Here is a 23,818-nt window from a genome sequence, read left to right on the forward strand (position 1 = left end):
GCATGATCTACTACTCGACCTATCAGGCAGCAAGGGTGATTGCCCCAAAAGTTGAAGCTATTTTTGCAGCGCATCTTGCTGCTGCCAGAGAAAGTGGAGAGGATGATCTTGCGCCATTACCCACTGCAAATGTGGTTGAAGCGATTATTGACGCCACTTTTTGGGCAAGTTTGCGCAAAGAGGAGGGACATTCACCAAAGATTTCTCTGGCCTACCTTCCTCCGCATCAGGCAGGAAATCCTTTACTTTTTAAACACCGTTTGCCTTTAAGTGCAGGAATCCTGACCAAAATTGCTCCGGGTGTAGAAAGAGCAGGGATTCATCTGGGCGTTTGGATGGAGGATGATGAGCTTTTTATCTGGGGAACGACAGTAAGCATTCCTAATTTCTGTTTCGTACTCGATGTTTCTGAACCAGCATTGCTGGTGATCAAGCACCGCAGGATCTATGGATTTGGGAAGTTTACCAATATTGCCGTGCTGAAAGGGGATCAGGTGAAAATGGTGGAGGAGAAGCATACAGATATGAGGGATTGTCCGCCAATGTTGCTTTCTCTATTAGATCTTACTGCGCCTTCTTACTGGAACGATTCGGTTAATGTGATGATTCAGCTGGCTGTTTCTATGCGCAGTCACGGGAGAGGTGGTACCTTGCTGATCGTGCCCAATGAAACCAACCACTGGTTGCAGTCTATTATCAAACCGATTCAATATTATGTGCAACCCGCCTTTACCGGCCTTTCTAAACTGCTGCAGCAAGATCGTAAGGAAGCGAGTCAGATTTTCTGGCAAACCGCATTGAAACGCGAAGTGGAGCATTTAGCAGGCTTAACAGCGGTAGATGGCGCTACGGTGATCAGCAGTGATTATGAGCTTTTGGCATTTGGTGCAAAAATCGGACGTGCAAAAGGAAAGGATAATATTGACGAAATTTCCTTTTCTGAACCCATTAAAGGGGGGGAGGCAACTGTCGTTCATCCGACCAAGGTAGGGGGCACCAGACATCTTTCTGCGGCACAATTTGTTCATGATCAAAAGGATGCTACCGCATTGGTGGCTTCACAAGATGGTCATTTTACCATTTATAGCTGGTCGGTTTCACAATCCAGGGTTCAGGCCCACAGAATCGACACTTTATTGTTGTAAGGGCTTTTTGCCGCATAAAAAAAGCGTACCAGAGGAACGCTTTAAAAATTAATTAAGTTTTGTTTTTTCTACCTGAGCTCAGGAAAATATAATCGCTCCCGCTATCGTTGCCAGCAGTAAAAAGATCAGTACAACCCGATCAGCATTAACCCATTCTCTTTTGGTCAATACCCTTTTGGTGCTTTCTTTCTTTTGCCTTGCAAAAACATGAAATATCGAAAATGATTTACTTAACATAGGTAGCAGTTTTTAAGTAGATGTACCTGGTTTAATGCAAACTGCGAGCCAAAGTCCAAAGTATTTGTCGTAATGTTAACAACTCGTGGTTTTTATTGGTTTTTACCATTATTTAGTTGGTTTTTACACTCATTATCAAGTATTTGACTTTAATTATTTCTCCACACTGTACTCTTTTTTAGTCTTTCCTGTAAATTCTTCCTGTTTTGGTGCTAAAAAATAATTCAACTGATTATCAGTGTGTTATGTGTGTATTTCTGTTTTATATAGTACTATGTATTGCATATTACTATATAAAACACATAACTTTGAATTATGATAGCAGAAAATACGCAAACACAAATGCGAAAGGGCATACTGGAATACTGTGTGCTCCTGATCATATCCAGAGGTGAGATCTATGCTTCCGATATTATCGCAGAATTAAAGTCAGCTAAATTGCTGGTGGTGGAAGGTACTTTGTACCCTTTGCTTACCCGACTGAAGAACAACGGGTTGTTGAGTTATAACTGGGTAGAATCGACCTCGGGTCCCCCCAGAAAATACTACCTGTTAACCCCGGAAGGAACCGCGATTCTTGGCCAGCTGGACCATACCTGGCAGGAACTGGCTTACGCCATTACTACCTCTAAAAAAGGAACAGATCTGGAATCAGAAACCCAAATAAACTTAACGAAATCATGAAGAAGACCTTAAATATAAATATTGGCAACTCCATCATCCACCTGGAAGAAGATGCCTACGAGATGCTCACCGTTTACCTGAATGAGGTAAAACATCATTTTGCAAAGAATGCTGATGATTTTGAAATTGTAACAGATATTGAGAATCGTATTGCGGAAATGTTCGGAGAAATCCTGACTGCACAGCAGAAACAAGTGATAGATATCCAGGATGTACAATCGGTGATTGCGCAAATGGGTTCTGTGAAAGATTTTGAAAGCTCTGAAGAGCAGGAAGAAATGGCAGGAAATTATCATGCTATGCCTCCTCATGACGGGATTAAAAAATTATACCGTGATACGGATCAGGCAATGGTAGCCGGTGTATGTGTCGGTTTAGGTCATTACCTGAATATCGAAGCACGTTGGATTCGATTGGCGGCACTGATTTCCGTTTTTATCGGTGGTTCCGGAATTCTGATCTACCTGATCATGTGGATCGTGATCCCAAGAGCAGAAAGTAAGTCTGAGAAAATGGCCATGAGGGGCGAAGAAGCGAATTTGCGCGGCTTTATGAATAGCCACCTGAATCCATTGGTGAAACAATCCCGTGGTTTTATAGCAGAGTTTTTTGAGTTTCTTGGGAACTTCATCAATGGTACAGGAAAGATGGTGCTGAAGGTAGTCGCGACTACGGTAGTGATCTTTGGTTCTTTCATACTCCTGATGCTGATCATTGGTCTGGCGGGTGTATTTGGAATGTGGGATGCAGATGTATATAATAATTTTCCATTCAGCATTATTAATGAAGCTTATTTCAGCACCATGGTATTCGCTGCATTTATTGTGTTCCTGATTCCAATTCTTGCACTGGTACTGTTCTCAATCCGTGTTGCTTTCAATGGTAAACCCATTAATAAAACGCTTTCTTATGGCTTACTGATGGTTTGGCTGGTAGGCGTAGCAGTGAGTGTATTCTACATTGCCAAAGTAAGTGCAGAGTTTAAGGAAAGTGCTGAATTTGCGCAGGTGACAGAGCTGGTGCCACATAAAACGATCGTTCTGGCCATTGATAAAACCAGGTTCTTTACCAAAGAAGATAGTGTAAATTATAAAATTGATCCGGTAAATTACAAAGGACGCAGAATTCTGAGCGATGGAAGAGGGCCTTTTGATCAGCCAAGAAATATGTACCTGAGACTGGAGAAAAGTGAAAATGGAAAGATGACGCTTTCGGAAAATTATAGTGCGCAAGGCAAGACTTTCGAAACAGCATTGAAGAATGCGCAGAACATCCATTATGATTTTCAACAGGTAGATTCTGTATTGAATTTCAGCTCTGCTTTACAACTGGTAAAACAGGCTAATTACCGCGGACAGGAAGTCTCGCTGGCGTTAAGCGTACCAGTGGGCACCCATTTAAAGATCAATCGTGATTTCAATAGCTATTTAAATGGGTACAATTTCTGGGATTGTTATGAGAATGACGATCAGGAGTTTTCTGAATGGGTGATGACCGACACGGGATTAAAGTGTCTGAGTGAACATAAAGATGCTGACTCAGACCATTAAACTTTTACTTTACTATGTAGCGGTAGACAGATCGGCTGATATTGCCGTATTTGTCTACCCCTTCAATTACTGCTTTATACGTTCCTCTGCCATCGGCATTCCAATACTCTAAAACTAAAGGTGTAGTACCAGTAGTATTCACTCTAGGATTCCAGTAAATAGTAGATCTCAAGTCATTAAAGTTATAGGTGTTAGCCGGATTTATATATTTAGGCATATAAAATTCGCGTTGTTTGCTAAAGCCTTTCGGACTGAATTTCAGCATGTTTTCTTTAGGAAGGATTTTCTTTAAGTCCGCAATGCTCATGTTGCTTTTTACCACTTTTTTGGTGTTTACAACCAGCACACCATTGGTGTTATACATTCTGTTAACCGTACCCAGATCATCTTTGGTGAAGACCTCTACAGATTCTACTTCCTTAGGATTAACACCTAGCAAGGCCATATAATCCAGGTTCATTCCATTAATGAAAATTGCTACCGGCACTCTGCTGCCCTGTTGATAATCACGGGTCACATAGAAATTGTTCTCGAAATAAGTTAAGCCCATAGCCATAGTTTGCAGACACAGCGCCAGGGAATTACAGTCTTTTAAGCGGTCTCCTTCAATCAGGGTGGCATTGATCGAACTTAATCCGGCAAGAGTGGAATGGTCAGCATGACTTGGTCTTTTCACTTTCGCGCCTTCAATTTTTACTTCTTTCAGGGTGCGCAGGAAATTGTATTGTTTCTTGCTATTGGTCAGATAAGCAGATAACGTGCTGTCAATATTGTCTGCTGATCCAACATGGCTCATGTTTTTACCTACTTCAGGTAGCGGAGCACCATCCAGCATAATCATCAGGTTAGAACCGTTAGTGCTATATTTTGCATTGATCAATACTTCCGAAGAATCTGGAATGTTCAGGTTTCCAAAGGCGAACAGACCTGACGGACTGGTGATGGCTTCTGCCGAAATACCAGTTCCGGGAACGGTTAAACGTAAGGCGCCTTTTCTCACCGGCATTCCTGTACGATCTCTCAAAGTACCTGTAATGCGCATATCCTGCTCCGGTAAGAAATTAATTGGGGGAGTTTTGCCTGATAACATATCTTTCATACCGAAACGACGGAAACCCTGAGTCAACAGGAGCAGATCCAGATCCGCCAGTTTTTTGTCGTCCGGTTTAGTGAAATAATAATTAGGTTTTTCTACATAACCGCGGAGGTCCGAAGTCAGTAAAAGGGAACTTAAAATCGTGGTTTCTGTATCTTCATCTACCGGAACTTTAGTTTCATCGGTCACAGATACGGAATAACTACCTTCCAAAGCCTGGGTCGCAAGTTTAGGAGCCACAGTTAGTTTTACTTTCTGTCTTGGCTTATAGGTTGGTAAATCTGATTTAAGTGACAGATTGTCTTGTGCCGGATAGTTGAAGGCCAGGCGCTCATTTAGCGGATCTCCGCTTTCAGAAATCAGGGTCACCTGTACAATTCCAGCCGGGAATTTATCCTTAGGAATTTTCGCCGAGTTTACTTGTGTGGCCAGACGGGTTTTTGCTGCATAGTAAATGATGCCTCCATGTGTAGCAATAATGAAATAGGTCTTTCCTGTATTTTGCGCGAAATAAGCATCATTAGCAAGGATTTTCAGGTTGAAATTAACCGGATCAGTATTGGTGATCTGGGTAATGATTCCAGATGGATTCCCCTTTGGCAAGTCAAAACTTTTGGTACTGCCATCCTTGAACTTAATGTTCGCTTTATAGGTTTTTTCTGCTTCGGTATTCAGGTAAAAAGAGCCCATTCCTAAAGCATTGGAGCTGAAATTGGATAAGGTATTTCCTGTGTTATCCGTAATAGTACCTGTTAGGGCGGCGCCAAGGCCTTTCGAATTTAATGCTTTAAAGCTAATTCTTACCGCCAGTCCATTCACCAGTTCCCCCCCTTCAGGGAAAAATTGCAGGTCGTTATCTGATTTAACAGGTCTTAAACTGAAATTGGAAGTCAGGATTTCCTTTTCTGTCAGGCTCAGGTCTGTGATGAGTTCGCCGTTGGTGATGATCTCGTTTTTACGGGGTTCTATTTTAATTTTCAGGATCCCGTTCTGATCTGTTGTTCCTTTTCCTTTACTAACCGTTTCATAATTGGAAACGACTTTCCAGTTGACTACTTTATTTGCCAGCACCACTTTATCCGCGTTTTTAAATTGAATAATCGCGTTTATGCTCTGACTTTTATCTGTTTGGGTATTGGTATAATTGAAATGTGTGATCAATTGCTTTTCTATGGCTTCACCAACCGGAATGGTTTTCTTGAAAAAGTAATGTTCGCCAAAGTTCATCATCCAGATGGTGTAGGCTTTGATGTAATAATTGCCTTGTTTATAATTTCCCGGTGTTAATGGGATATTTCCAGCAGCTACACTGTTCACTGCCGGTATTTTCAACGTTTCGACCAATGAATCGCGTTCATTGATGACATCCACGTAGACAATTTTGCTGAGCTGCGATGGAATGTTTTGCTCCATGGTCAGGTAAGCTTTAAACCAGATCGTATCCGCAACACTATAATAGGGCTTGTCGAAATGCAGGTAGACCTTTTCTATGGGTTGCTCGTCGGAGAGTTTTTTGGTTTTGCTAATGATGTTGTTTAAAACAACACTGTCCTGTTGTGCATTTGCAGAAAAGTGCAAAGTTGTGGATAGCAAAAGAAAGGCAATAACGAAGTTTATCAGTTTCATCAAAATAATTAAAGACGGTTAATAGGGCTAATATATTCATTTATGAAGTGAATCGCCTTATGCTGAGCGATGTTTAACATATTTTGACATTTAAAAAGTACGGGTTGTTGATCGGGGAACCATGGTTTTGGAGGAGATGCTTGTTCGTTGTTGGTAACTGATGAAACACGCTTGAAGGGCTGTTAATGTGGATTAATGATTTTGTTAAGCGATTGATTAGCGTTGACTTAACAAGTTGTTATCAGGTTATCCACAGTTTAATGTGAATAAGGTAGGGAAATCGGGGCTTTTTGTGTGGAAAAGACCCGGAAAATGGAATATCTCCTGAATACTGGCTACCGGAATGTTAGTTATTGTTGGGATATCTGGCAGATTGTGGATAGGAATGTGAATTGTTCAGTAGTATAAAGTATTGGTTTATTAATGTTTAGCAAGTTATTCACATTTGGTTGTTCACATCGTGTTGTGGAAAACCTCCGGTTTTGTGGATTAACCATATTTTTTGATCATAAAAAAACGCCCCGGCAAACAATTTATGTAAGCAGGGGCATTTTAAGGCAGATATTAAGGCTTATCCTGTGGATAAAGCCCTTAAATGTTTTTGTTTATTTCAATTACGAAGTCAGCCATTGGGGTGCGTACCTTTTTAAGGTTTACCAACCAGTCGCCGCTTTCTGCTCTGTATCCAAGAGGTAACAAAGTTGTGCTACGCAATCCTTTTTCTCTTAATCCCAGCAATTCATCCAATTGTGCAGGGTCGAAACCTTCCATTGGAGTCGCATCAACTTTTAATAAAGCAGCTTCCGCAAGGGCAACACCAAATCCGATGTAAGCTTGTTTTGCAGCATGATGGAAATTCTCTTCCGGTGTTTTTGCCGTGTACGTTGCAATCAGTCTGTTTAAATAGTCAGCGTTTGCATCTTCCGGCAAGCCACGCTCTATGTTTCCCTGAACAAAAACGTTTCTAATATTCTCTTCTGTATAGTTATCCCATGCAGCAAAAATCAACAGGTGTGATGAATCTGTGATTTGCTCCTGGCCAAAAGCCAATGCTTTGATTTTTTCTTTTAATTCCGGGTTAGTTACCACAATTACTTTGAATGGCTGTAAACCAGAAGAGGTAGGGGCAAGGTGTGCCGCTGCAATGATCTGATCAACTTTATCTTGTGAAACTTTTTCACCACTCATTTTTTTGGTGGCATAACGCCAGTTTAATGCTTCAATTAAGCTCATATTAATATTATTTTAAATAAACAGGTTCTTTTTATTGGGTGTTAGTTATATAGCAACTAAATAAATAACACTGTTAGCAAATGTAAGTATGTTACGGGGATCTATCTTAATAATTCCATGGTTTTTACTTTTAGATGATACTCGTTTCGGAATGGAGGTCATTGGCGTAGTGCTCAGAATTTTGAGATAACATTTGGAATCTTTTAGTTTATTACCTAAACTCGTTAATTATTATGCAAGCATAGTTATATAGCTAAAACTCTCACTAACTATTTTTGTTTAATAACTACCAATATAATTCTAACCATATATGAAAAAGATTTTACTTAGTTGCTTGCTGGGCTTGCCTGTTCTCGGGTATGCTCAGTCGTTCCAGGTCAACCTGCAAGGGCAAAAACAAACCGCAATGGGTGGGGCGGGAACAGGGCTTGCTTTAGATGAAGCTGCCGTGTTTTTCAACCCCGGTGCCGTATCCTTCCTTAAAAAGAATGGCATTCAGGCCGGAATTAGTCCTTTATACCTGAAAACGGCCTTCCGTGAAAATGGTTCTAATATTACAGAATATAATAAAGATAAGATTGCGACGCCTGTTATGGGCTATGCGGTTTTCGGAAATCCGGAAAACAGGCTTCGCTTTGGTCTGGGTATTTATACGCCTTTTGGAGGTGCAATGCACTGGAAAGAAGATTGGACCGGTAGGTATTCTGTGACTTCACTCGATTTACAAGCCATTTATATCCAGCCGACTTTAAGTTTAAAGATTTCCGATCATATTGGTATCGGTGCCGGACTGGTTTATTCCATGGGAAAAGTAGATCTGAGAAAAGCTTTACCTTATACGCTGAATGATGGTCGGCAAGCTTCCGCGAAACTAAAAGGAGACACTAAAGATTTTGGCTGGAATGCCGGTATTTACGTGGAAACGGTCTCTGGTGTTTCTATCGGGGTAACTCACCGCTCGCAGGTAACAGCAACAGTTAAAGATGGTGATGCGATTTTTGAGGTGCCGCAAGCACTTACAGCCCGTGTTCCTACTAAATTCGGTGCAGAGCTTCCTTTACCTGCCACTACTACACTGGGCTTAGGTTACCATCCTTCGGAAAAAACGACCCTTGCCTTTGATGTCAACTGGGTACACTGGAGTAAATACAAAGAGCTGGCTTTTGATTACAACAATAATTTTGTGTCACCTCCTTCTCCAAGAAATTACCATGATGCTGCGGCATTACGCTTCGGTATTCAAAACCAAACCACAAATAGATTGGCTTTACGTGCCGGAATCGGCTATGCCTTTACTCCGGTAGGGGAAGGTTATGTGACCCCGGAAGTACCGGATGCCAACCGTCTTTTGCTAAGTGCAGGTGTCGGATTTAAAGCTTCAGAGAAGTTTCATGTTGATTTTTCTTTCCTGTTTGAAAGCGTAGAGAAAAGAAATGAAACCAATATTGAAACCCAATTGAGCGGCGAGTTTAAAACACTGGCTTACATCCCTGGTATTTCTCTTTCTTATAAATGGTAATCAACCCTTTCAGACCAATCACAATGAACTCAAAATACATCTTTAAAAGTATGATTGCGGTCGCTATTCTTGGAATGGCTTCCTGCAAACCCGAATTGAGCAGCATCACCCCATCCAAAGGAACCGCTGATTTTTCCCGATATATTGCTGTGGGTAACTCCCTGACTTCCGGTTATGCCGATAATGGTTTATACCTGGAGGGACAGAAAAACTCTTTCCCTGAATTGATCGCCGGTCAGATGAAAGCAGTCGGCGGCGGTGCTTTTTATACGCCTTTTTTTAAGGATTCAGAAGCTGATGGTTCCGGATATAAGATCCTGACCGGATTTACCGCAACGGGCTTGCCGATTGTTGGTGATCAGAATGCGCATACTGCTTATCGTACCAGTACACCCATCAAGTTGTTCACAAAATATGTTGGTGAAATTAACAATTTCGGAGTTCCGGGGATTAAGCTGGCACACATCAACATCCCGCAATATGGCAATCTGAACAATTATTACGAGCGTCTGTTGCCAACAGATTTCCCGAATAACAACAACACTACTTACCTGAATTTTGTGACTGCCAAGCCTTTTACCTTCTTTAGTATGTGGCTGGGAAATAATGATATTCTGGGGTATGCAACTACTGGTGGAGCAGATCCTACTGATCAGCCAACACCTAAAGCTGCTTTTGCCAGTTTATATACAGGTGCCGCCGATGTGATGACAAAAAATAACGCAAAGGGCGTGGTTGCAACAGTTCCTGATATTTTAGCAACACCGTTCTTTAATACGGTTACTTTAGCCTCTCTGTTGGCTGCGGTACACGTTACTGCGCCAACCATAACTACGCTTTACATCAAGACAGGGACTAATTCAACCAGAGCTGCAACAGCGAAAGACTATTTTGTATTACCATTGGCATCAGCTAATCTTATTGGAACAGGTTCTATTCCTTACGGACTATTTCCTTCCAATCCGATTACTAGTCAGTGGGTGTTGGATCAGGACGAAGCAGCAATAGTTACGGACTATGTAGCTGCTTATAACACTACGATCAGGTCTGTGGCCGCGAGTAAAGGGCTGGCTTTAGTCGATGCTTATGCATTGTTAAAAGAATATGGTGCAGGTAAAGTAGTGAATGGGGTGCCGATAAGTGCGGCCTATATCACCGGTAATCTTTTCTCCCTGGATGGGATTCACCTGACGCAAATGGGCTATGCGATGATAGGAAATGAATTTATCAGATCCATCAATGCGAAGTATGGTTCTTCTATTCCAATTGTAGATGTTACGAGATATAGAGGGGTGAAATTCCCTTAATATGGAAACCCCCGGTAGGCGCTAAGCTTACCGGGGGTTTTTATTGGCTGATGTTTTTACTTTACTTTCTTAAGCACATATTTCTCTGCAAGAGGTCCTGTGACTTCTTTTCCTTCCATATCTAATTGTCTCAAGGTATTCTCTCCGACAAAAAATAGGTTTGAACGGTCTTTTAATCCGAGTAATTCTACTTTGGATCCGGTGCTGTCCCATTTAAAGGTACCACGGTCTTCCGGGAAATGCGTGTCTTTTCCCATGTAATTGGTTTTCAATATATAGGTCAGGTCAGGGTTTAAGGTCAGCTCGGTTTGGATGCCTTCACAATCTGCACAAGGAGTGACGCCAGTATAAGTGCCAGCCCAATCCAGGGAGTTTTGTGCATTGTGGGTATCTGCGGCAACAATTTCTTCCGCTTCTTTTATCGTTTCAGTCGCGTTCTTTTCATTGCTTTTGCAGGCGATAAAAAACAAAGAAATGCAAGCCAGTGTTAAAATTTTTATTTTCATGGGTAACATATTTAGAGTAGTAAATATGCTTGATAACACCGGGTATGTTTTAAATGTTTCTGCTGATTAATGTTTTTTCAGCTTCGCTTTAAAAACCTTTTCCAGTTTTTCCAGCTTAGGAAGAATCACCATTCTACAATAAGGCTGATTGCCATTTTTGTTGAAATAATCCTGATGGTAGCCTTCTGCTACATAAAATTTGCTGGCTTTATCTATTGCGGTCACCACAGGTTTCCCATAGGCTCGCGTGTCATTGAGTTCCTTTTTATATTTTTCGGCGATTTGCTTTTGCTCCTCATCATGGTAGAAAATAACCGAGCGGTATTGTGTGCCCACATCTGCTCCCTGACGGTTTAGTGTGGTCGGGTCATGACTTTTCCAGAATACTTCCAGCAACTCATCATATTTGATTTTCGCAGGATCATAAGTTACCTCAATGACCTCTGCATGGCCGGTTGTTCCGGTACATACGTCTTCATAAGATGGATTGGCAACCGATCCGCCTTCATAGCCTGATCTGACGATAATTACCCCATCCAAGCGCTGGAAAAGTGCTTCTGAACACCAGAAACAACCCATGCCAAATGTGGCTTTCTGTAGTTTTTTCGACTGTGCACCGGCATTTCCTGCGGATAAGAGAACTAAGATCATAATTGATAAATACTTCATGGTAGTAAGGACAAGTTGAAAACACTTTCTAATTATAATACGTAAGTGTAGTGATTATGGTTTTCATAAATACAGCCTGCTAAACCGATATTACATTGAACTGATAATTTATAGGAGCGGTTCTTTAAATGTGCATAACTTAATATAGTTGTTTTTCAGGGTTTTGATTTTCATTTGTCCTGATATTTAACATTTATTAACAATACTTTCTTAAATTTGCAGTGTTAATACCTATAAAAATATCGATATGTCAACACCTTATATTCCTAGTTTAGACCTGGGCTCATACATCAATGGCGATGATGCGCAGCGTAAAAAATTCTCTGATGAATTGGGCAGAGCTTTTAACGATTCTGGTTTTGTAACCATCACTAACCATGGTGTAGATCAGGAATTGATTGATAAACTGTATGCCAACATTAAGGGTGTTTTCGCCCTGACTGCTGAGCAGAAGAAAAAATATGAAAGAGCAGAACTTGCCGGTCAGCGTGGTTACACCAGCCCGGGTAAAGAGACTGCTAAAGGTGCTAAAACCGCAGACCTGAAAGAATTCTGGCAAATTGGTCAGGAAGTGACAGATAATGATCCGATTAAAGCGGAATATCCGGAAAATGAAGTACTGGAAGAACTTCCTGAATTTAATGCGGTAACACGTGAAATTTATAAGCGTTTAGAAGATAATGGTAAACATTTGTTGCGCGCAATTGCAACTTACCTTTCTTTACCTATCGATTATTTTGATAAACATGTACATAACGGAAATTCTATTTTAAGAGGGATTCATTATTTCCCGATTGAAAATCCAGAGTCATTGGCTCCTGATGCAGTACGTGCAGGTGCGCATGAAGACATTAACCTGATCACTTTATTAATTGGTGCAAGTGCAGACGGTTTAGAAGTGCTGACCCGTAGCAATGAATGGTTGCCGATTAAAGCTGGTCATACGGATATTGTAGTGAATGTAGGTGATATGTTGCAACGTTTAACAAACAATAAATTGCGTTCTACCACACATAGAGTTGTGAATCCTCCTGTTGAACTGATGAAAACATCTCGTTTTTCAGTTCCTTTCTTTTTACACCCACGTGCAGACATGGATCTGACTAGTCTGCCTTCTACAATTGATGAAGAACATCCTAAAGTTTATTCAGATATGACCGCAGGCGAGTATCTTGATGAGCGTTTACGCGAAATTGGCTTGAAAATGTAATCATTGTAATGAAGTATAATGAAAAAGGGATCAATGTTTATTGATCCCTTTTTCATTTGAATGAATTGTTGCTTAAAAATGAATTGCAGCTTATTTTCTTCTGGTCAGCTGGATTTCCATAGTTTTCATTTCTTTTCCATCCGTTTTGCAATACATTTCCATCATTTGATGATCGCTGTCCACAAATTTAAAAACTTCACGAACGTCCATGTCTTTGCCGGTCATCGGATCAACACATTTCCCGGTAAAGTTGATGGTTTTGCTGGCATCATCCCAGGTGCCTTCCATGTTCATGATTCCTGTGCCCATGTTGTCTATCCAACTGGAAACGAAGACTTTTTTTGAATTGTCATAGCCCAACAGGCTCATTCCTTCAAAAGGCATTCCCATCATGTTTCCTTCGTGCATAGACTTTTGATAACGGCCCCCCATGATCATTGTGTTTGTGCAGCTGCTTTTACTTTTTGTGGGCGGCGCATCTGGTGCCATCCACATGGTTACTTCTCCATCCCACTTCCCGTCATCCTTTGCAATCATTTTGTGTACATCGCCAGGGGTCATGTAGGCTTGCCATGCTTTCATCATTGCGTCATCCTGTGCCCGGACCCGGCTGGTTATGGCCAGCATCAGCAAGGCCATAACAGTTAGTGTTAACTTTTTCATTTGAATAGAATTAAGTTTTGTACGTAACCTAATTTACGAAAAATTGAACTAATTAACACCTTTTTCAAAGGCTTTATAAATGGCGTCCTGGATTCTTGGTCTGATTTTTAACGTTCCTAACTTCTCTGATACTGTGGGGTTTACTCTGTTGGATAGAAACACGTAAACGAGTCCTTTGGCAGGATCTACCCAGACTGCGGTTCCGGTATAACCGGTATGGCCATAGGTCATGGGAGAAGCCAGTTCTGAAGGGTATTTTTTTGTAGCATCAGGATCCCACCTGTCGAATCCAAGTCCTCTTCTGCTGACATCAGATTGTTTTTGGCTGAACATATCTACCGTTTGTGGCTGGAAATATTGTGTTCCGCCGTAGCTGCCTTTATTCAATAACATCTGATAGATGATGGCCAGATCATTTGCGCTGGAAAATAATCCCGCATGACCGGATACACCACCTGATAATGCGGAGCCCTGATCATGAACATAGCCTTCCAGCAGTGTTTTTCGGAAATAATTATCCTGCTCTGTGGGTACGATCTGATCTTTTGAAAAGCGGTTTCTAGGTAAGAATCCAGCGGTCTGCATGCCTAGTGGCTTATAGAAATTCTCCCATACATAGGTGTCTAAAGGTACTCCACTCAGACGTTCTGTGATTTCTTTCATCACATACATACTGATGTCACTGTATACATATTTTCCGCGTGTTCTGATCGGAGAGTTCAGCATTTTCGGCCACATCACATTCTTAAAAAATCCTTTCCTGATGTAGTAATTGTCGGCCACCTTAGTAGGGAAAGCGGCGCTGGAATCTCTGCTGTAGTCGCCTGGTTTTACATAATCATGGAAGGGGATGAAAGGAATGAAGCCTGCCTGGTGTAGCATTACTTCGCGCACTTTGATGTTATTCATTGGTGATAACCTCGCTCTGGGGATGTAGGCGCCAATATTGGTGTCGAGATTTAATTTATGCGTTTCAACCAGGCGCATCACCGTTGGGGTAGTAGCAGTAGTTTTGGTGAGTGAGGCCAGATCGAAAATGTCCGATAGCTTATCCGGAAGGCCATTGGTATACGTGTGGTTGCCATACGCTTTATTGAAAATGACTTTTCCATCTTTCGCTACCAGTACCACGATTCCCGGAGCCGCTCTTTCACGGATGGCTTCATTGGCAATGTTGTCGATTTCCCGAAGGTTGTCGGAGTTGACACCTGCATCTTCAGGGAGGGTATATTTTAATCTGGTTTTGATGGTGGTCGCGCCTTGTCCGGCGGTATATTTTGAAGAGTAGCTGGCAGTTAGTTTTTTCGTAAATGGAATACCGCCAAAAATCATTTGAGGAACGGCTATGGCTGCTGCCTCATTGTCTTCGCTGGACCAGACAATTGGGGCGCTGATGCTGTCAAATGCCAATAAGCTACCTGTTGCCCCAAATAAAGATACAATGATCTTTTTGTTTTTGGCGAGGCTATTGATGAAGTTCGTATTTCTCGGGTTGTTCATCGCCGATACCGGCATGGCTAAGATAACGAGGTTGAAATATTTGAGGTCGTCTTCGAGCTCGTCGAGGGTGCTGGAAGCCATATAGGCATCCGAAGAAAAACTGCTGACCTTCGTGTATTTGTTTAAAAGGCTGTCAAATGTAGAATGGAAGTTGAAACCCAGACTCACCGCAGCGATGTTTTTTTGCTCCAGTGCCGTTATTGGAATCAACTGTGCTTCATTGTTGAGTAATACCGTATTGCTGCTGATGTTGTTGAAAGTATCTACCCTTTGCTGGTTTTGCTGGTGACTTTGTGCACAGGCATTGAAGGTAATTAAGGCCATCAAACTGATGGCAATGACTCCTGCAAGGTTGTTTTTTCTGCTATATTCTTTCTGCATTAGGCTGTGTTTTTAAAATTGGGTTACTGTTTTTTCCTCCTGCTATGGGCTCCTTAATTATGGACATGGGATCAGCGATGTTGAATTTAACAGGCTTTACCATCAGATCTGCTGGTTATGTATTTGCATTCAGAAAGAGCAGCCTTTAAATCCCCGGGCCAATAGCTGTTATTTCCTGTCGATAAAGATAGAAAAAGGAACAAAGAAAACAGGAACAGGCATTAAAAGACAAATTATTAACAAATGAAAACCGAGGATTGAGGCTTATTTTCCCTAAATTAGCAACCTTTACCAGAGAGAAATAAATGTCAGATATAATACAACTTTTACCGGATAGTGTAGCCAATCAAATCGCGGCCGGAGAGGTGGTGCAACGCCCGGCATCAGCCGTGAAAGAGCTTTTAGAGAACGCGATAGATGCAGGTGCAAACAAGATACAGTTGATTTTAAAAGATGCCGGTAAGGCATTGATTCAGGTGATAGACAATGGCTGTGGAATGAGTGTAACCGATGCACGTATGTGTTTTGAGCGCCATGCCACTTCAAAAGTCAGAAAAGCAGAAGATTTATTTGCCATTCGTACCATGGGGTTCAGAGGTGAAGCCATGGCTTCTATTGCGGCAATTGCGCAGATAGAAATGAAGACCCGAAGACATGAAGATGAGCTGGGAACGATGGTGCAGATTGAAGGTTCTGCGGTGACCAGTCAGGAGCCGGTGGCGACTGCTGTGGGGACCAGTATTTCAGTTAAAAATCTATTTTATAATACGCCTGCAAGAAGAAACTTTCTGAAAAGTACTTCCGCAGAAATGCGTCATATACTGGAAGAATTTCAACGTATTTCTCTTGCCAATCCAGCAATTGCTTTCAGCTTAAACCATGATGGGGTAGAAATTCATCGTTTGCCTGCCTCAGGCATGAAACAAAGAATCGTTCACCTGTTCGGAAATAATTACAATCAGCGACTGATTCCTGTAGAAGAGGAAACCAGTATCATCAATATCAAAGGCTTTATCGGAAAGCCGGAATTTGCTAAAAAAACAAGGGGTGAGCAGTTCTTTTTTGTCAACAACAGGTACATTAAAGACGCTTATCTGAACCATGCAGTGAGTAAATCTTATGAAGATTTATTGCCTGATGATCACTTCCCGATGTATGTGTTGTTCATTGATATTGATCCCGCAAAGATTGATGTGAATGTGCATCCTACAAAAACGGAAATCAAATACCTGGATGAGAAATCGATCTATGCGATTCTCCATTCTGCGGTTAAGCGCTCTATCGGTAGGTTTAACATCAGTCCGACGATTGATTTTGATCAGGAAACCGGATTTAGCGGAATGATTACCCATAAAGCGCCGGAAGAAATTGTGCCACCAAGCATCAGTTTTAACCCGGATTTTAACCCTTTTGCTGCGGATAAACCGAGCAGAGATCCCGCTCCAACTTTTCCAAGAACCGGAAACGGTGCTTCCAGAGATGCCAGTGCAGCCATTGTACCGAGTACGAAAGGCTGGGGAGCTTTGTATGAGGTTGCCAACCATGCGGAAACTGCACAGCAGCAAACTGCGATTGAATTGCCGGGGGAAGTAATTTTACCGGATGATTCTTTAGTACCCGTTCAGAAACAACTGATGCAATTGCATAACCGATACATCATTTCCCAGATTAAATCGGGATTGATGCTGATCGACCAGCAGGCTGCTCATGAAAGAATTCTTTATGAGCGTTTCAGCAAGAATCTGGACGACCGGAAAGGTGCTTCGCAACAGAGCTTATTCCCGCAAACGGTGACCCTAAGTCCTAATGATTTTGAATTGGCAAAGAGTTTACTGGAAGATATAAAGAACCTGGGCTTTGAGGTTCGTGAGTTCGGAAAAAACACCTTGATTATTGAGGGGATTCCTGTAGATTTAGGAAACAACAATGGCAATGAAACGCAGTTGTTTGAACACCTGATTGAAGGGTTTAAAAATTCTCAACAAGAACTTAAACTGAGTAAAAGAGATGCCCTGGCCAGAAGTATGGCGAAAAACAGTGCCATTAAGAGTGGTGCCGTTTTAGGACAACAAGAAATGAATACACTGATTGAGCAGCTTTTTGCTTGTCAGACGCCTAACTTTAGCATTAGCGGGAAGCCGGTTATTCAAACCATCGGGCTGACTGAACTAGATAAAAAATTTGATAAATAAGCTACGATGAATAATATCCATATCCCACCGGTAGTCAAAAACCTGCTCATTATTAATGCGCTTTTTTTTGCTGCGAAGTTTGTGATGAAAAATACAGGGATCGACCTGGACTATATGCTGGGTGCTTTTTACTTCGACTCCCAGTTTTTTAGAATCTGGCAACCGGTTAGCTACATGTTTATGCATGGCGATTTCATGCACATTTTCTTCAATATGTTTGCCCTGTTTATGTTTGGTGGCGTCATTGAAAGCAGGTGGGGAGCAAAACGCTTTATTAATTTTTACCTGATCACCGGATTGGGTGCCGTAGCCCTGCAAATGGGGGTACAGGCCTATGAAGTTTATCAGATTACCGGATCGGTTCTACACAATCCGGTTATGGTTGATTTAACAAGAGGTATGGCTCAGGTAGGGGTTCCGGGCATTTCAGCGGAGGCCAGAGACACCCTGATCGGGATTTATGGTTTTCCTATGGTAGGTGCTTCCGGAGCTATTTTCGGACTGTTGGTTGCCTTTGGGATGCTATATCCAAATACGGAAATGTACATTATGTTCATTCCAATCCCCGTAAAAGCGAAATACATTATTCCGGTATATATTTTGATGGAATTATCCTTAGGAGTTGCACGTGTTCCCGGCGACTCGATTGCCCATTACGCACACCTTGGTGGCGCATTATTAGGCTTTATATTGGTGAAATTATGGAAAGACAAGGACAATAATAGATTTTTTAAATACTATGAATAAGTCTTTTTTTGAAGAACTGAAATACAAAGTGTTTCAATCGGGAAACCCCGTGTTTTTTTACATTGGAATCAATGTGCTGCTCTTTTTGATCGTCGCATTTATGGGCATTCCTTTCTTTCTTTCGGGTATAGGATCTGTTGATTTTCCTGTCTTTATCAGGGAGTATCTTGGCTATCCGGCATCCATAGCCAAACTGCCGGTAAGGTTTTATACCGTCATCACTTATCAGTTTTTTCATGACGGATTCATGCACCTGGTGTTCAATATGCTCTGGTTATTCTGGATGGGTAAAATCTTCCTGGATTTCTTAAATGTAAGACAGTTTCATTTTGTTTACCTGACCGGAGGAATCGCCGGTGCAGCCATGTACACCCTGGCTTATAATGTGTTCCCGGTTTTTGCCGGAACTATGGCAACGGCAACCGTAATTGGTTCTTCTGCCTCAGTAATGGCCATAATTGTAGCTACTGCAACCTTAGTGCCTGATTATACCATCAGAATGCTGTTATTGGGTGATGTAAAGCTGAAATATCTGGCTATGGCTTATGTTGCGATGGACCTTGTTGGTTTGGCTTCTGCCAATGCCGGTGGTAGTTTTACCCATGTCGGTGGTGCCTTATTCGGTTTTGCCTACATCACGCTATTGCAAAAAGGTAAGGATTGGAGCAAGCTTTTCAAAAGAAAACCTAAGTTAAAAGTGGTTAGAAATGAAAATTCAAAATCGGCAGGGAAAAGTAAACCTGCTTCTGTAAATCAACACGATGTTGATGCGATTTTAGACAAAATTTCTAAATCAGGATATGATAAATTAAGTAAAGAGGAAAAGGAAACTTTGTTTAAGGCCAGCAAACATTAATGAAGCGCAAAAAAACTACATTTATTGATAAACTGGTTCGTTTACTGGCGTTTGTTTTAGCCTTGACTTTAGTGCTGGGCTTCCTTGCAGGTCGCTTTGACCCGCGGAAATATCAATTGATCGCATTTTTCGGCCTGGCTTATCCTTTTATTCTCTTTCTGAATATTTTTATGGTGATCTGGTGGTGCCTGCGCAGGCGCTGGACATTTGCCATAGGTACGGTAGTTCTGATTCTGCTTGGCTGGCAAGCGTTAACCGCCACGCTTGGTGTTTTTGGGCAAGCTGATAAAGGTCCAAAATATGATCCAAAAGCGTTGCGGATGATGACTTACAATGTGCATAGCTTTAAACCCTACGGATTGGAGAAGGTAGAATCGGTGAAACAGCAAATGCTGGAATTAATCGAAAAAGAAAACCCTGATGTCATTTGTTTTCAGGAATATTTCACCCGTAAAAAAGGATCTTTTGATATAACAGATAGCCTGAAAAGGATTCTGAAAACCAAACACTTTTATTTCGTGCCTTCCAGTAAGAATGATTACGAAGCGACAGGCCTGGCCATCTTTTCCCGTTACCCGATTAAGGATACAGGAACGATTGCTTTCGGACCAAACTTCGGCGGCAATGCCAGCATTTTTGTGGACATTCAGGTTGATCAAAAGAAACTCCGCGTGTACAATATTCATTTACAATCTATTTCTTTTGATAAACAGGATTATAGCTATATTGATAAGGTGGCCAAAAAGATGGATGCAGAGATTAAACCTTCCAAAAGAATCCTCGTACTGCTTAGAAATGCTTTTCTAAAGAGAAGTGAGCAGGTAGATATCATGAAGGCCCATATGGCCAAATGCCAGACCCCTTTTCTGATCGCCGGTGATTTTAATGATACACCCGCCTCTTATGCCGTTACCCAATTGACAAAATCTTTACACAATACTTTTCAGCAGGAAGGCACCGGCCTGGGAAGAACTTATAATGGTAAGTTTCCTAACTTCCAGATTGATTATATTGCCACTACCAAAGACATCAAAGTGTTGAATCATCTCGTGATTCCCGCTAAATTGTCAGACCATTTTCCTGTTCGCAGTGATTTGATATTAACACCCTAAAATTTTTACCTTTGCAAGATGAATACAGGCTTACAGCTCTACAATACCCTAACACGTAAAAAAGAACTTTTTGAACCGCTAAACGCACCTCATGTAGGTATGTATGTGTGCGGACCTACTGTTTACAGTGATGTTCACCTGGGGAATTGTCGTACGTTCATATCTTTTGATTTGATCTTCAGGTATTTGAAGTATAGCGGTTATAAAGTCCGTTATGTGCGTAATATTACCGATGCCGGCCATTTGGAAGGGGATCGTGATGAAGGGGATGATAAATTTGCGAAAAGAGCAAAGCTGGAGGAACTGGAGCCAATGGAAATTGTACAAAAGTATACTTTGGGTTTCCATGATGTATTGAGAATGTTCAATACCCTGCCGCCAAGCATCGAGCCTACCGCTACCGGACACATCATCGAACAGATCGAAATGATCAAAGAGATCATGAACAACGGTTATGCCTACGAGTCTAACGGGACCATCTATTTTGATGTAGAAAAATACAGTGAAACTTATAACTATACCATTCTTACCAACAGAAACCTGGAAGATATGCTGGCCAATACCAGAGAACTGGGTGGACAGAATGAAAAGCGTGGCAGATTAGATTTTGCGCTTTGGATTAAAGCAAAGCCTGAAACACTGATGCGCTGGGCCTCTCCATGGGGTGAAGGTTTTCCGGGATGGCATATCGAATGTTCCGCAATGAGTGCAAAATATCTGGGTGCAGAATTTGATATTCATGGTGGTGGAATGGACCTTGCTGCAACACACCATACCAATGAAATTGCCCAGTCTGAGGCCTGCAGCCATAAACAACCCGCCAAATACTGGATGCATACCAATATGCTAACGGTAAATGGAACAAGGATGTCAAAAAGCGCAGGTAACGGATTTTTACCGGAGCAGCTGTTTGCCGGTGATCATGATTTACTGGAAAAAGGATTCAGTCCGATGACTGTGAAGTTTTTCATGTTACAGGCACATTACCGCAGTACCTTAGACTTTTCAAATGAGGCTTTAGATGCTTCGGAAAAAGGTTTCAAAAGATTGATGAACGCCTTGAGTTTACTGGTTAAATTAACGCCTTCAGAAAGCAGTGATTTCGAAATTACGCCAATCGCAGACAATTGCGTAAAAGCAATGAACGATGATTTCAATAGTCCGGTAGTGATTGCCGAATTGTTCGAAGCCAGCAGAATCATCAATACGGTGTATGACGGTAAAGGAAAGATTTCGGCAGCAGAGTTAGCTAAACTAAAGCAACTGATGCAGGATTTCGTCTATGACATCTTCGGATTAAAAGATGAGGAGACTTCTAATATCGCCCTGAATTCTGTGTTAGATATGGTGATCGACTTGCGCCAGGCTGCAAAAGAGAACAAAGATTATGCGACTTCAGATAAAATCCGACTGGGACTTCAAAGTATGGGAATCCAGTTAAAAGACAGTAAAGACGGAACAACCTGGAATAAAGCTTAACAATGTTCATTTGTTAATTACTTTTATCATTCAGAATTCTCAGAACTATTATATTCGTATTAAACATTTGTGCGCCAATGCTATTGGCGCTAAATATATTTTACCAGATTTATTCGTACTAAAACAAAATTAAGTATTCAAACTATTTCAAATCATGATCAATAAAGTCCTTTATACTATGGTTGCCCTTTCTATGACTGTTAGTGCTTATGCACAAAAGTCGGACGGAACCACTAAATCTCTTGTTAAAGCAGAAAAAGAATTTGCGGAAAGCCTTGCAAAACATGGCGCTAAAAATGCTTTTACTACTTTTTCGGCAAATGATGCCCTGGTATTCAGACCGAATCCGGTGAATGCAAAAACTTATTACGCGACACAAGGGGATACCAAAGATTTGAGCTGGACACCAACTTATGCAAGAGTAGCTAAGAGTGGCGACTGGGGTTTTACAACTGGTCCATTTACGGATAACGGTGCGGAGAAAGCTTACGGACAGTACCTGTCGGTATGGAAAGCTAAAGATGGTAAATGGGAATTGGCAATGGATCTTGGCGTTACACACAACAAACCATTGAACAAAGTACAGGATTCATTTATTGAGCCTAAGGAATTCTATACGCCTAAGTTTGCTACAGAGAAACATAGAGCAGCCGGAAATGATATCATCGGGACTACAGAAAAAACGTTAAATACGACATTGAAGTCTTATGGCGTTGTTGCTTTTGCAAGTTTCTTAAACCCTGATGTCAGAGTATTGTTCCCTGGCTATGAGCCGATCATTGGAAAAGATAAAGCAATGGCTTTTTACAATGGAATGGTGAAAAACATGACACTTAAAACAACTAAAGCTGATAAGGCATTGGGTGGTGATATGGCTTATACTTATGGTATCGCAACTATCGATTATAAAGCAGACCTGAGAGAAAGTTTCAACTACGTGTTTATTTATGAGCGTCAGGCTGATCATAACTGGAACTTGATTATGCAGGTTTTCACACCAGCAGAACGTTAATCAAATGAAAAGATAAAAAAAGGGTTTTTAAAGGTTTAACTTAAAAACCCTTTTTTTATGCGCTATATTTTAATCCTTTATTTTAATAATGTTTATCCTTTTCATGATACATGGAGTTTTCCTATACTATTTAGATAAGGATCGTACTTTATCTGCGTTATGGATGAGGAGTAACCATAATTAATGAATAACCACACTTAATGAAGAAACAAATACTAATCCTTGCGGCAATGTTGATTGCCGCTCAGAGTCAGGCTCAGAAATTTGATTTACAGGGCCAGAGAGGCGCCAGAGGCATTATGCCGGAAAATACTATTCAAGGAATGATTAAAGCCTTAGATCTCGGCGTAAACACCTTAGTGATGAATGCGGTGATCTCAAAAGATAAACAGGTTGTCCTTTCTCAGGAGCCTTATTTCAATGCAGAGATCAGCCTTAAACCAGATGGCAAAGCCATCAGCTTAAAAGATCAAAAGAAATACAACATCTACAAGATGAACTATGAGGAGATTAAGAAATTCGACGTGGGGAGTAAAATCCATAATCGTTTTCCTGGTCAGCAGAAATTTAAAGTGTCTAAGCCTTTGCTGGAAGAAACACTGGATTCTGTAGAGGCTTATGTAAAGGAAAACAGGTTGCCGAAACCTAATTATAGCATTGAAACTAAACTGATCCCTAAAGGTGACGGTGAGTTTCAGCCGGAACCGGCAGAATTTGTGGATCTGATCATGGAGATTGTCAAAAGAAAGAAACTGGAGAAAAGAGTGACGATTCAGTCTTTTGATATCCGCACACTTCAGTATCTTCATGAAAACTATCCTAAGGTAAAAACGGGATTGCTGATTGATGAGAAGGAAGACTTTGAGAATAACATTCAGGAATTAGGGTTCAAACCGACAGTGTACAGCCCATACTCGGTGTTGGTGGGGAAAAGCCTGGTAGACAGGTGTCATGAAGCGGGGATTAAAATCATTCCATGGACGATCAATTCTACTAAAGAAATGAAATACCTGATTGGGCTTGGTGTAGATGGTCTGGTGACAGATTATCCAAACCTGTTTAAAGCAGAATTGCTGAAAGGGGAATAAAAGCAA

General features: G+C 41.4%; 19 protein-coding genes. 13 read left to right on the forward strand and 6 right to left on the reverse strand.

The features are described from left to right. Positions 1-2: 2 nt before the first annotated feature. The 3 genes from OQX61_RS05065 (at position 3) to OQX61_RS05075 (ending at position 3,616) form a co-directional block, all read left to right on the forward strand. Positions 3-1,145, forward strand: coding sequence for a putative sensor domain DACNV-containing protein (locus OQX61_RS05065; RefSeq protein WP_265840589.1), 1,143 nt, complete (start codon positions 3-5; stop codon positions 1,143-1,145). 552 nt (positions 1,146-1,697) lie between these two features. Continuing rightward, positions 1,698-2,066 carry a PadR family transcriptional regulator gene (locus tag OQX61_RS05070; protein WP_265840590.1) on the forward strand — a complete coding sequence of 123 codons (369 nt, stop codon included), beginning with the start codon at positions 1,698-1,700 and terminating at the stop codon, positions 2,064-2,066. After that, the gene (locus OQX61_RS05075) at positions 2,063-3,616 is read left to right on the forward strand and encodes a PspC domain-containing protein (RefSeq protein WP_265840591.1); all 1,554 of its coding nucleotides are present in this window, start codon (positions 2,063-2,065) and stop codon (positions 3,614-3,616) included. The genes OQX61_RS05070 and OQX61_RS05075 overlap by 4 nt, the downstream gene beginning before the upstream one ends. Before the next feature lie 4 nt (positions 3,617-3,620). Here the strand turns inward: OQX61_RS05075 and OQX61_RS05080 are convergent, their stop codons facing one another. Further along, complete coding sequence (locus OQX61_RS05080; protein WP_265840592.1) at positions 3,621-6,338, reverse strand: carboxypeptidase-like regulatory domain-containing protein; 2,718 nt, start codon at positions 6,336-6,338, stop codon at positions 3,621-3,623. 591 nt (positions 6,339-6,929) lie between these two features. Further along, a complete protein-coding gene (locus OQX61_RS05085; protein WP_265840593.1) occupies positions 6,930-7,571 on the reverse strand; it encodes an NAD(P)H-dependent oxidoreductase in 642 nt (213 codons plus the stop codon). A 310-nt stretch (positions 7,572-7,881) separates the two neighbouring features. Between OQX61_RS05085 and OQX61_RS05090 the strand changes: the two genes are divergently transcribed. Continuing rightward, positions 7,882-9,090 carry an outer membrane protein transport protein gene (locus OQX61_RS05090; RefSeq protein WP_265840594.1) on the forward strand — a complete coding sequence of 403 codons (1,209 nt, stop codon included), beginning with the start codon at positions 7,882-7,884 and terminating at the stop codon, positions 9,088-9,090. 23 nt (positions 9,091-9,113) lie between these two features. After that, positions 9,114-10,397, forward strand: coding sequence for an SGNH/GDSL hydrolase family protein (locus OQX61_RS05095; RefSeq protein WP_265840595.1), 1,284 nt, complete (start codon positions 9,114-9,116; stop codon positions 10,395-10,397). A gap of 56 nt (positions 10,398-10,453) precedes the next feature. Here the strand turns inward: OQX61_RS05095 and OQX61_RS05100 are convergent, their stop codons facing one another. Further along, positions 10,454-10,903 carry a copper resistance protein NlpE gene (locus tag OQX61_RS05100; protein ID WP_265840596.1) on the reverse strand — a complete coding sequence of 150 codons (450 nt, stop codon included), beginning with the start codon at positions 10,901-10,903 and terminating at the stop codon, positions 10,454-10,456. A 66-nt stretch (positions 10,904-10,969) separates the two neighbouring features. Beyond that, positions 10,970-11,554 carry a peptide-methionine (S)-S-oxide reductase MsrA gene (msrA, locus tag OQX61_RS05105; RefSeq protein WP_265840597.1) on the reverse strand — a complete coding sequence of 195 codons (585 nt, stop codon included), beginning with the start codon at positions 11,552-11,554 and terminating at the stop codon, positions 10,970-10,972. Between the two features lie 265 nt (positions 11,555-11,819). Between msrA and OQX61_RS05110 the strand changes: the two genes are divergently transcribed. After that, positions 11,820-12,782 carry a 2-oxoglutarate and iron-dependent oxygenase domain-containing protein gene (locus tag OQX61_RS05110; protein WP_265840598.1) on the forward strand — a complete coding sequence of 321 codons (963 nt, stop codon included), beginning with the start codon at positions 11,820-11,822 and terminating at the stop codon, positions 12,780-12,782. 90 nt (positions 12,783-12,872) lie between these two features. On the opposite strand, the gene OQX61_RS05115 is transcribed toward OQX61_RS05110, so the two are convergent. After that, on the reverse strand, positions 12,873-13,445 hold the full coding sequence (locus OQX61_RS05115) for a DUF1579 domain-containing protein (protein WP_265840599.1): 573 nt from the start codon (positions 13,443-13,445) through the stop codon (positions 12,873-12,875). Between the two features lie 48 nt (positions 13,446-13,493). Further along, on the reverse strand, positions 13,494-15,326 hold the full coding sequence (locus tag OQX61_RS05120; RefSeq protein ID WP_265840600.1) for a serine hydrolase: 1,833 nt from the start codon (positions 15,324-15,326) through the stop codon (positions 13,494-13,496). A 305-nt stretch (positions 15,327-15,631) separates the two neighbouring features. On the opposite strand from OQX61_RS05120, the gene mutL reads away from it, so the two are divergent. The 7 genes from mutL to OQX61_RS05155 all read left to right on the forward strand — a co-directional run bounded on the left by mutL (position 15,632) and on the right by OQX61_RS05155 (position 23,812). Next, positions 15,632-17,518 (forward strand): DNA mismatch repair endonuclease MutL, encoded by a 1,887-nt coding sequence (mutL, locus tag OQX61_RS05125; protein ID WP_265840601.1) that lies wholly within the window; start codon positions 15,632-15,634, stop codon positions 17,516-17,518. A 6-nt stretch (positions 17,519-17,524) separates the two neighbouring features. Next, positions 17,525-18,265, forward strand: a complete 741-nt coding sequence (locus OQX61_RS05130) for a rhomboid family intramembrane serine protease (RefSeq protein ID WP_265840602.1) — start codon at positions 17,525-17,527, stop codon at positions 18,263-18,265. Further along, complete coding sequence (locus OQX61_RS05135) at positions 18,258-19,121, forward strand: rhomboid family intramembrane serine protease (RefSeq protein ID WP_265840603.1); 864 nt, start codon at positions 18,258-18,260, stop codon at positions 19,119-19,121. Before OQX61_RS05130 ends, OQX61_RS05135 begins: the two co-directional genes overlap by 8 nt. Continuing rightward, positions 19,121-20,233: an endonuclease/exonuclease/phosphatase family protein gene (locus tag OQX61_RS05140; protein WP_265840604.1), complete on the forward strand. Its 1,113-nt coding sequence runs from the start codon at positions 19,121-19,123 to the stop codon at positions 20,231-20,233. The genes OQX61_RS05135 and OQX61_RS05140 overlap by 1 nt, the downstream gene beginning before the upstream one ends. 18 nt (positions 20,234-20,251) lie before the next feature. Further along, on the forward strand, positions 20,252-21,712 hold the full coding sequence (cysS, locus tag OQX61_RS05145; RefSeq protein ID WP_265840605.1) for a cysteine--tRNA ligase: 1,461 nt from the start codon (positions 20,252-20,254) through the stop codon (positions 21,710-21,712). 154 nt (positions 21,713-21,866) lie between these two features. Further along, positions 21,867-22,724 (forward strand): nuclear transport factor 2 family protein, encoded by an 858-nt coding sequence (locus tag OQX61_RS05150; protein WP_265840606.1) that lies wholly within the window; start codon positions 21,867-21,869, stop codon positions 22,722-22,724. Between the two features lie 200 nt (positions 22,725-22,924). Beyond that, positions 22,925-23,812: a glycerophosphodiester phosphodiesterase family protein gene (locus OQX61_RS05155; RefSeq protein WP_265840607.1), complete on the forward strand. Its 888-nt coding sequence runs from the start codon at positions 22,925-22,927 to the stop codon at positions 23,810-23,812. The last annotated feature ends 6 nt before the right edge of the window (positions 23,813-23,818 follow it).

The organism is Pedobacter sp. PLR (assembly GCF_026239675.1).
In the GTDB taxonomy this organism is placed as follows: domain Bacteria; phylum Bacteroidota; class Bacteroidia; order Sphingobacteriales; family Sphingobacteriaceae; genus Pedobacter.

What these genes read in the sequence shown, in the direction of transcription:
- OQX61_RS05065 (WP_265840589.1), top strand. Translation starts at nt 3, where the DNA reads ATGATCTACTACTCGACCTATCAGGCAGCAAGGGTGATTGCCCCAAAA.
- OQX61_RS05070 (WP_265840590.1), top strand. Translation starts at nt 1,698, where the DNA reads ATGATAGCAGAAAATACGCAAACACAAATGCGAAAGGGCATACTGGAA.
- OQX61_RS05075 (WP_265840591.1), top strand. Translation starts at nt 2,063, where the DNA reads ATGAAGAAGACCTTAAATATAAATATTGGCAACTCCATCATCCACCTG.
- OQX61_RS05080 (WP_265840592.1), bottom strand. Translation starts at nt 6,338, where the DNA reads ATGAAACTGATAAACTTCGTTATTGCCTTTCTTTTGCTATCCACAACT.
- OQX61_RS05085 (WP_265840593.1), bottom strand. Translation starts at nt 7,571, where the DNA reads ATGAGCTTAATTGAAGCATTAAACTGGCGTTATGCCACCAAAAAAATG.
- OQX61_RS05090 (WP_265840594.1), top strand. Translation starts at nt 7,882, where the DNA reads ATGAAAAAGATTTTACTTAGTTGCTTGCTGGGCTTGCCTGTTCTCGGG.
- OQX61_RS05095 (WP_265840595.1), top strand. Translation starts at nt 9,114, where the DNA reads ATGAACTCAAAATACATCTTTAAAAGTATGATTGCGGTCGCTATTCTT.
- OQX61_RS05100 (WP_265840596.1), bottom strand. Translation starts at nt 10,903, where the DNA reads ATGAAAATAAAAATTTTAACACTGGCTTGCATTTCTTTGTTTTTTATC.
- msrA (WP_265840597.1), bottom strand. Translation starts at nt 11,554, where the DNA reads ATGATCTTAGTTCTCTTATCCGCAGGAAATGCCGGTGCACAGTCGAAA.
- OQX61_RS05110 (WP_265840598.1), top strand. Translation starts at nt 11,820, where the DNA reads ATGTCAACACCTTATATTCCTAGTTTAGACCTGGGCTCATACATCAAT.
- OQX61_RS05115 (WP_265840599.1), bottom strand. Translation starts at nt 13,445, where the DNA reads ATGAAAAAGTTAACACTAACTGTTATGGCCTTGCTGATGCTGGCCATA.
- OQX61_RS05120 (WP_265840600.1), bottom strand. Translation starts at nt 15,326, where the DNA reads ATGCAGAAAGAATATAGCAGAAAAAACAACCTTGCAGGAGTCATTGCC.
- mutL (WP_265840601.1), top strand. Translation starts at nt 15,632, where the DNA reads ATGTCAGATATAATACAACTTTTACCGGATAGTGTAGCCAATCAAATC.
- OQX61_RS05130 (WP_265840602.1), top strand. Translation starts at nt 17,525, where the DNA reads ATGAATAATATCCATATCCCACCGGTAGTCAAAAACCTGCTCATTATT.
- OQX61_RS05135 (WP_265840603.1), top strand. Translation starts at nt 18,258, where the DNA reads ATGAATAAGTCTTTTTTTGAAGAACTGAAATACAAAGTGTTTCAATCG.
- OQX61_RS05140 (WP_265840604.1), top strand. Translation starts at nt 19,121, where the DNA reads ATGAAGCGCAAAAAAACTACATTTATTGATAAACTGGTTCGTTTACTG.
- cysS (WP_265840605.1), top strand. Translation starts at nt 20,252, where the DNA reads ATGAATACAGGCTTACAGCTCTACAATACCCTAACACGTAAAAAAGAA.
- OQX61_RS05150 (WP_265840606.1), top strand. Translation starts at nt 21,867, where the DNA reads ATGATCAATAAAGTCCTTTATACTATGGTTGCCCTTTCTATGACTGTT.
- OQX61_RS05155 (WP_265840607.1), top strand. Translation starts at nt 22,925, where the DNA reads ATGAAGAAACAAATACTAATCCTTGCGGCAATGTTGATTGCCGCTCAG.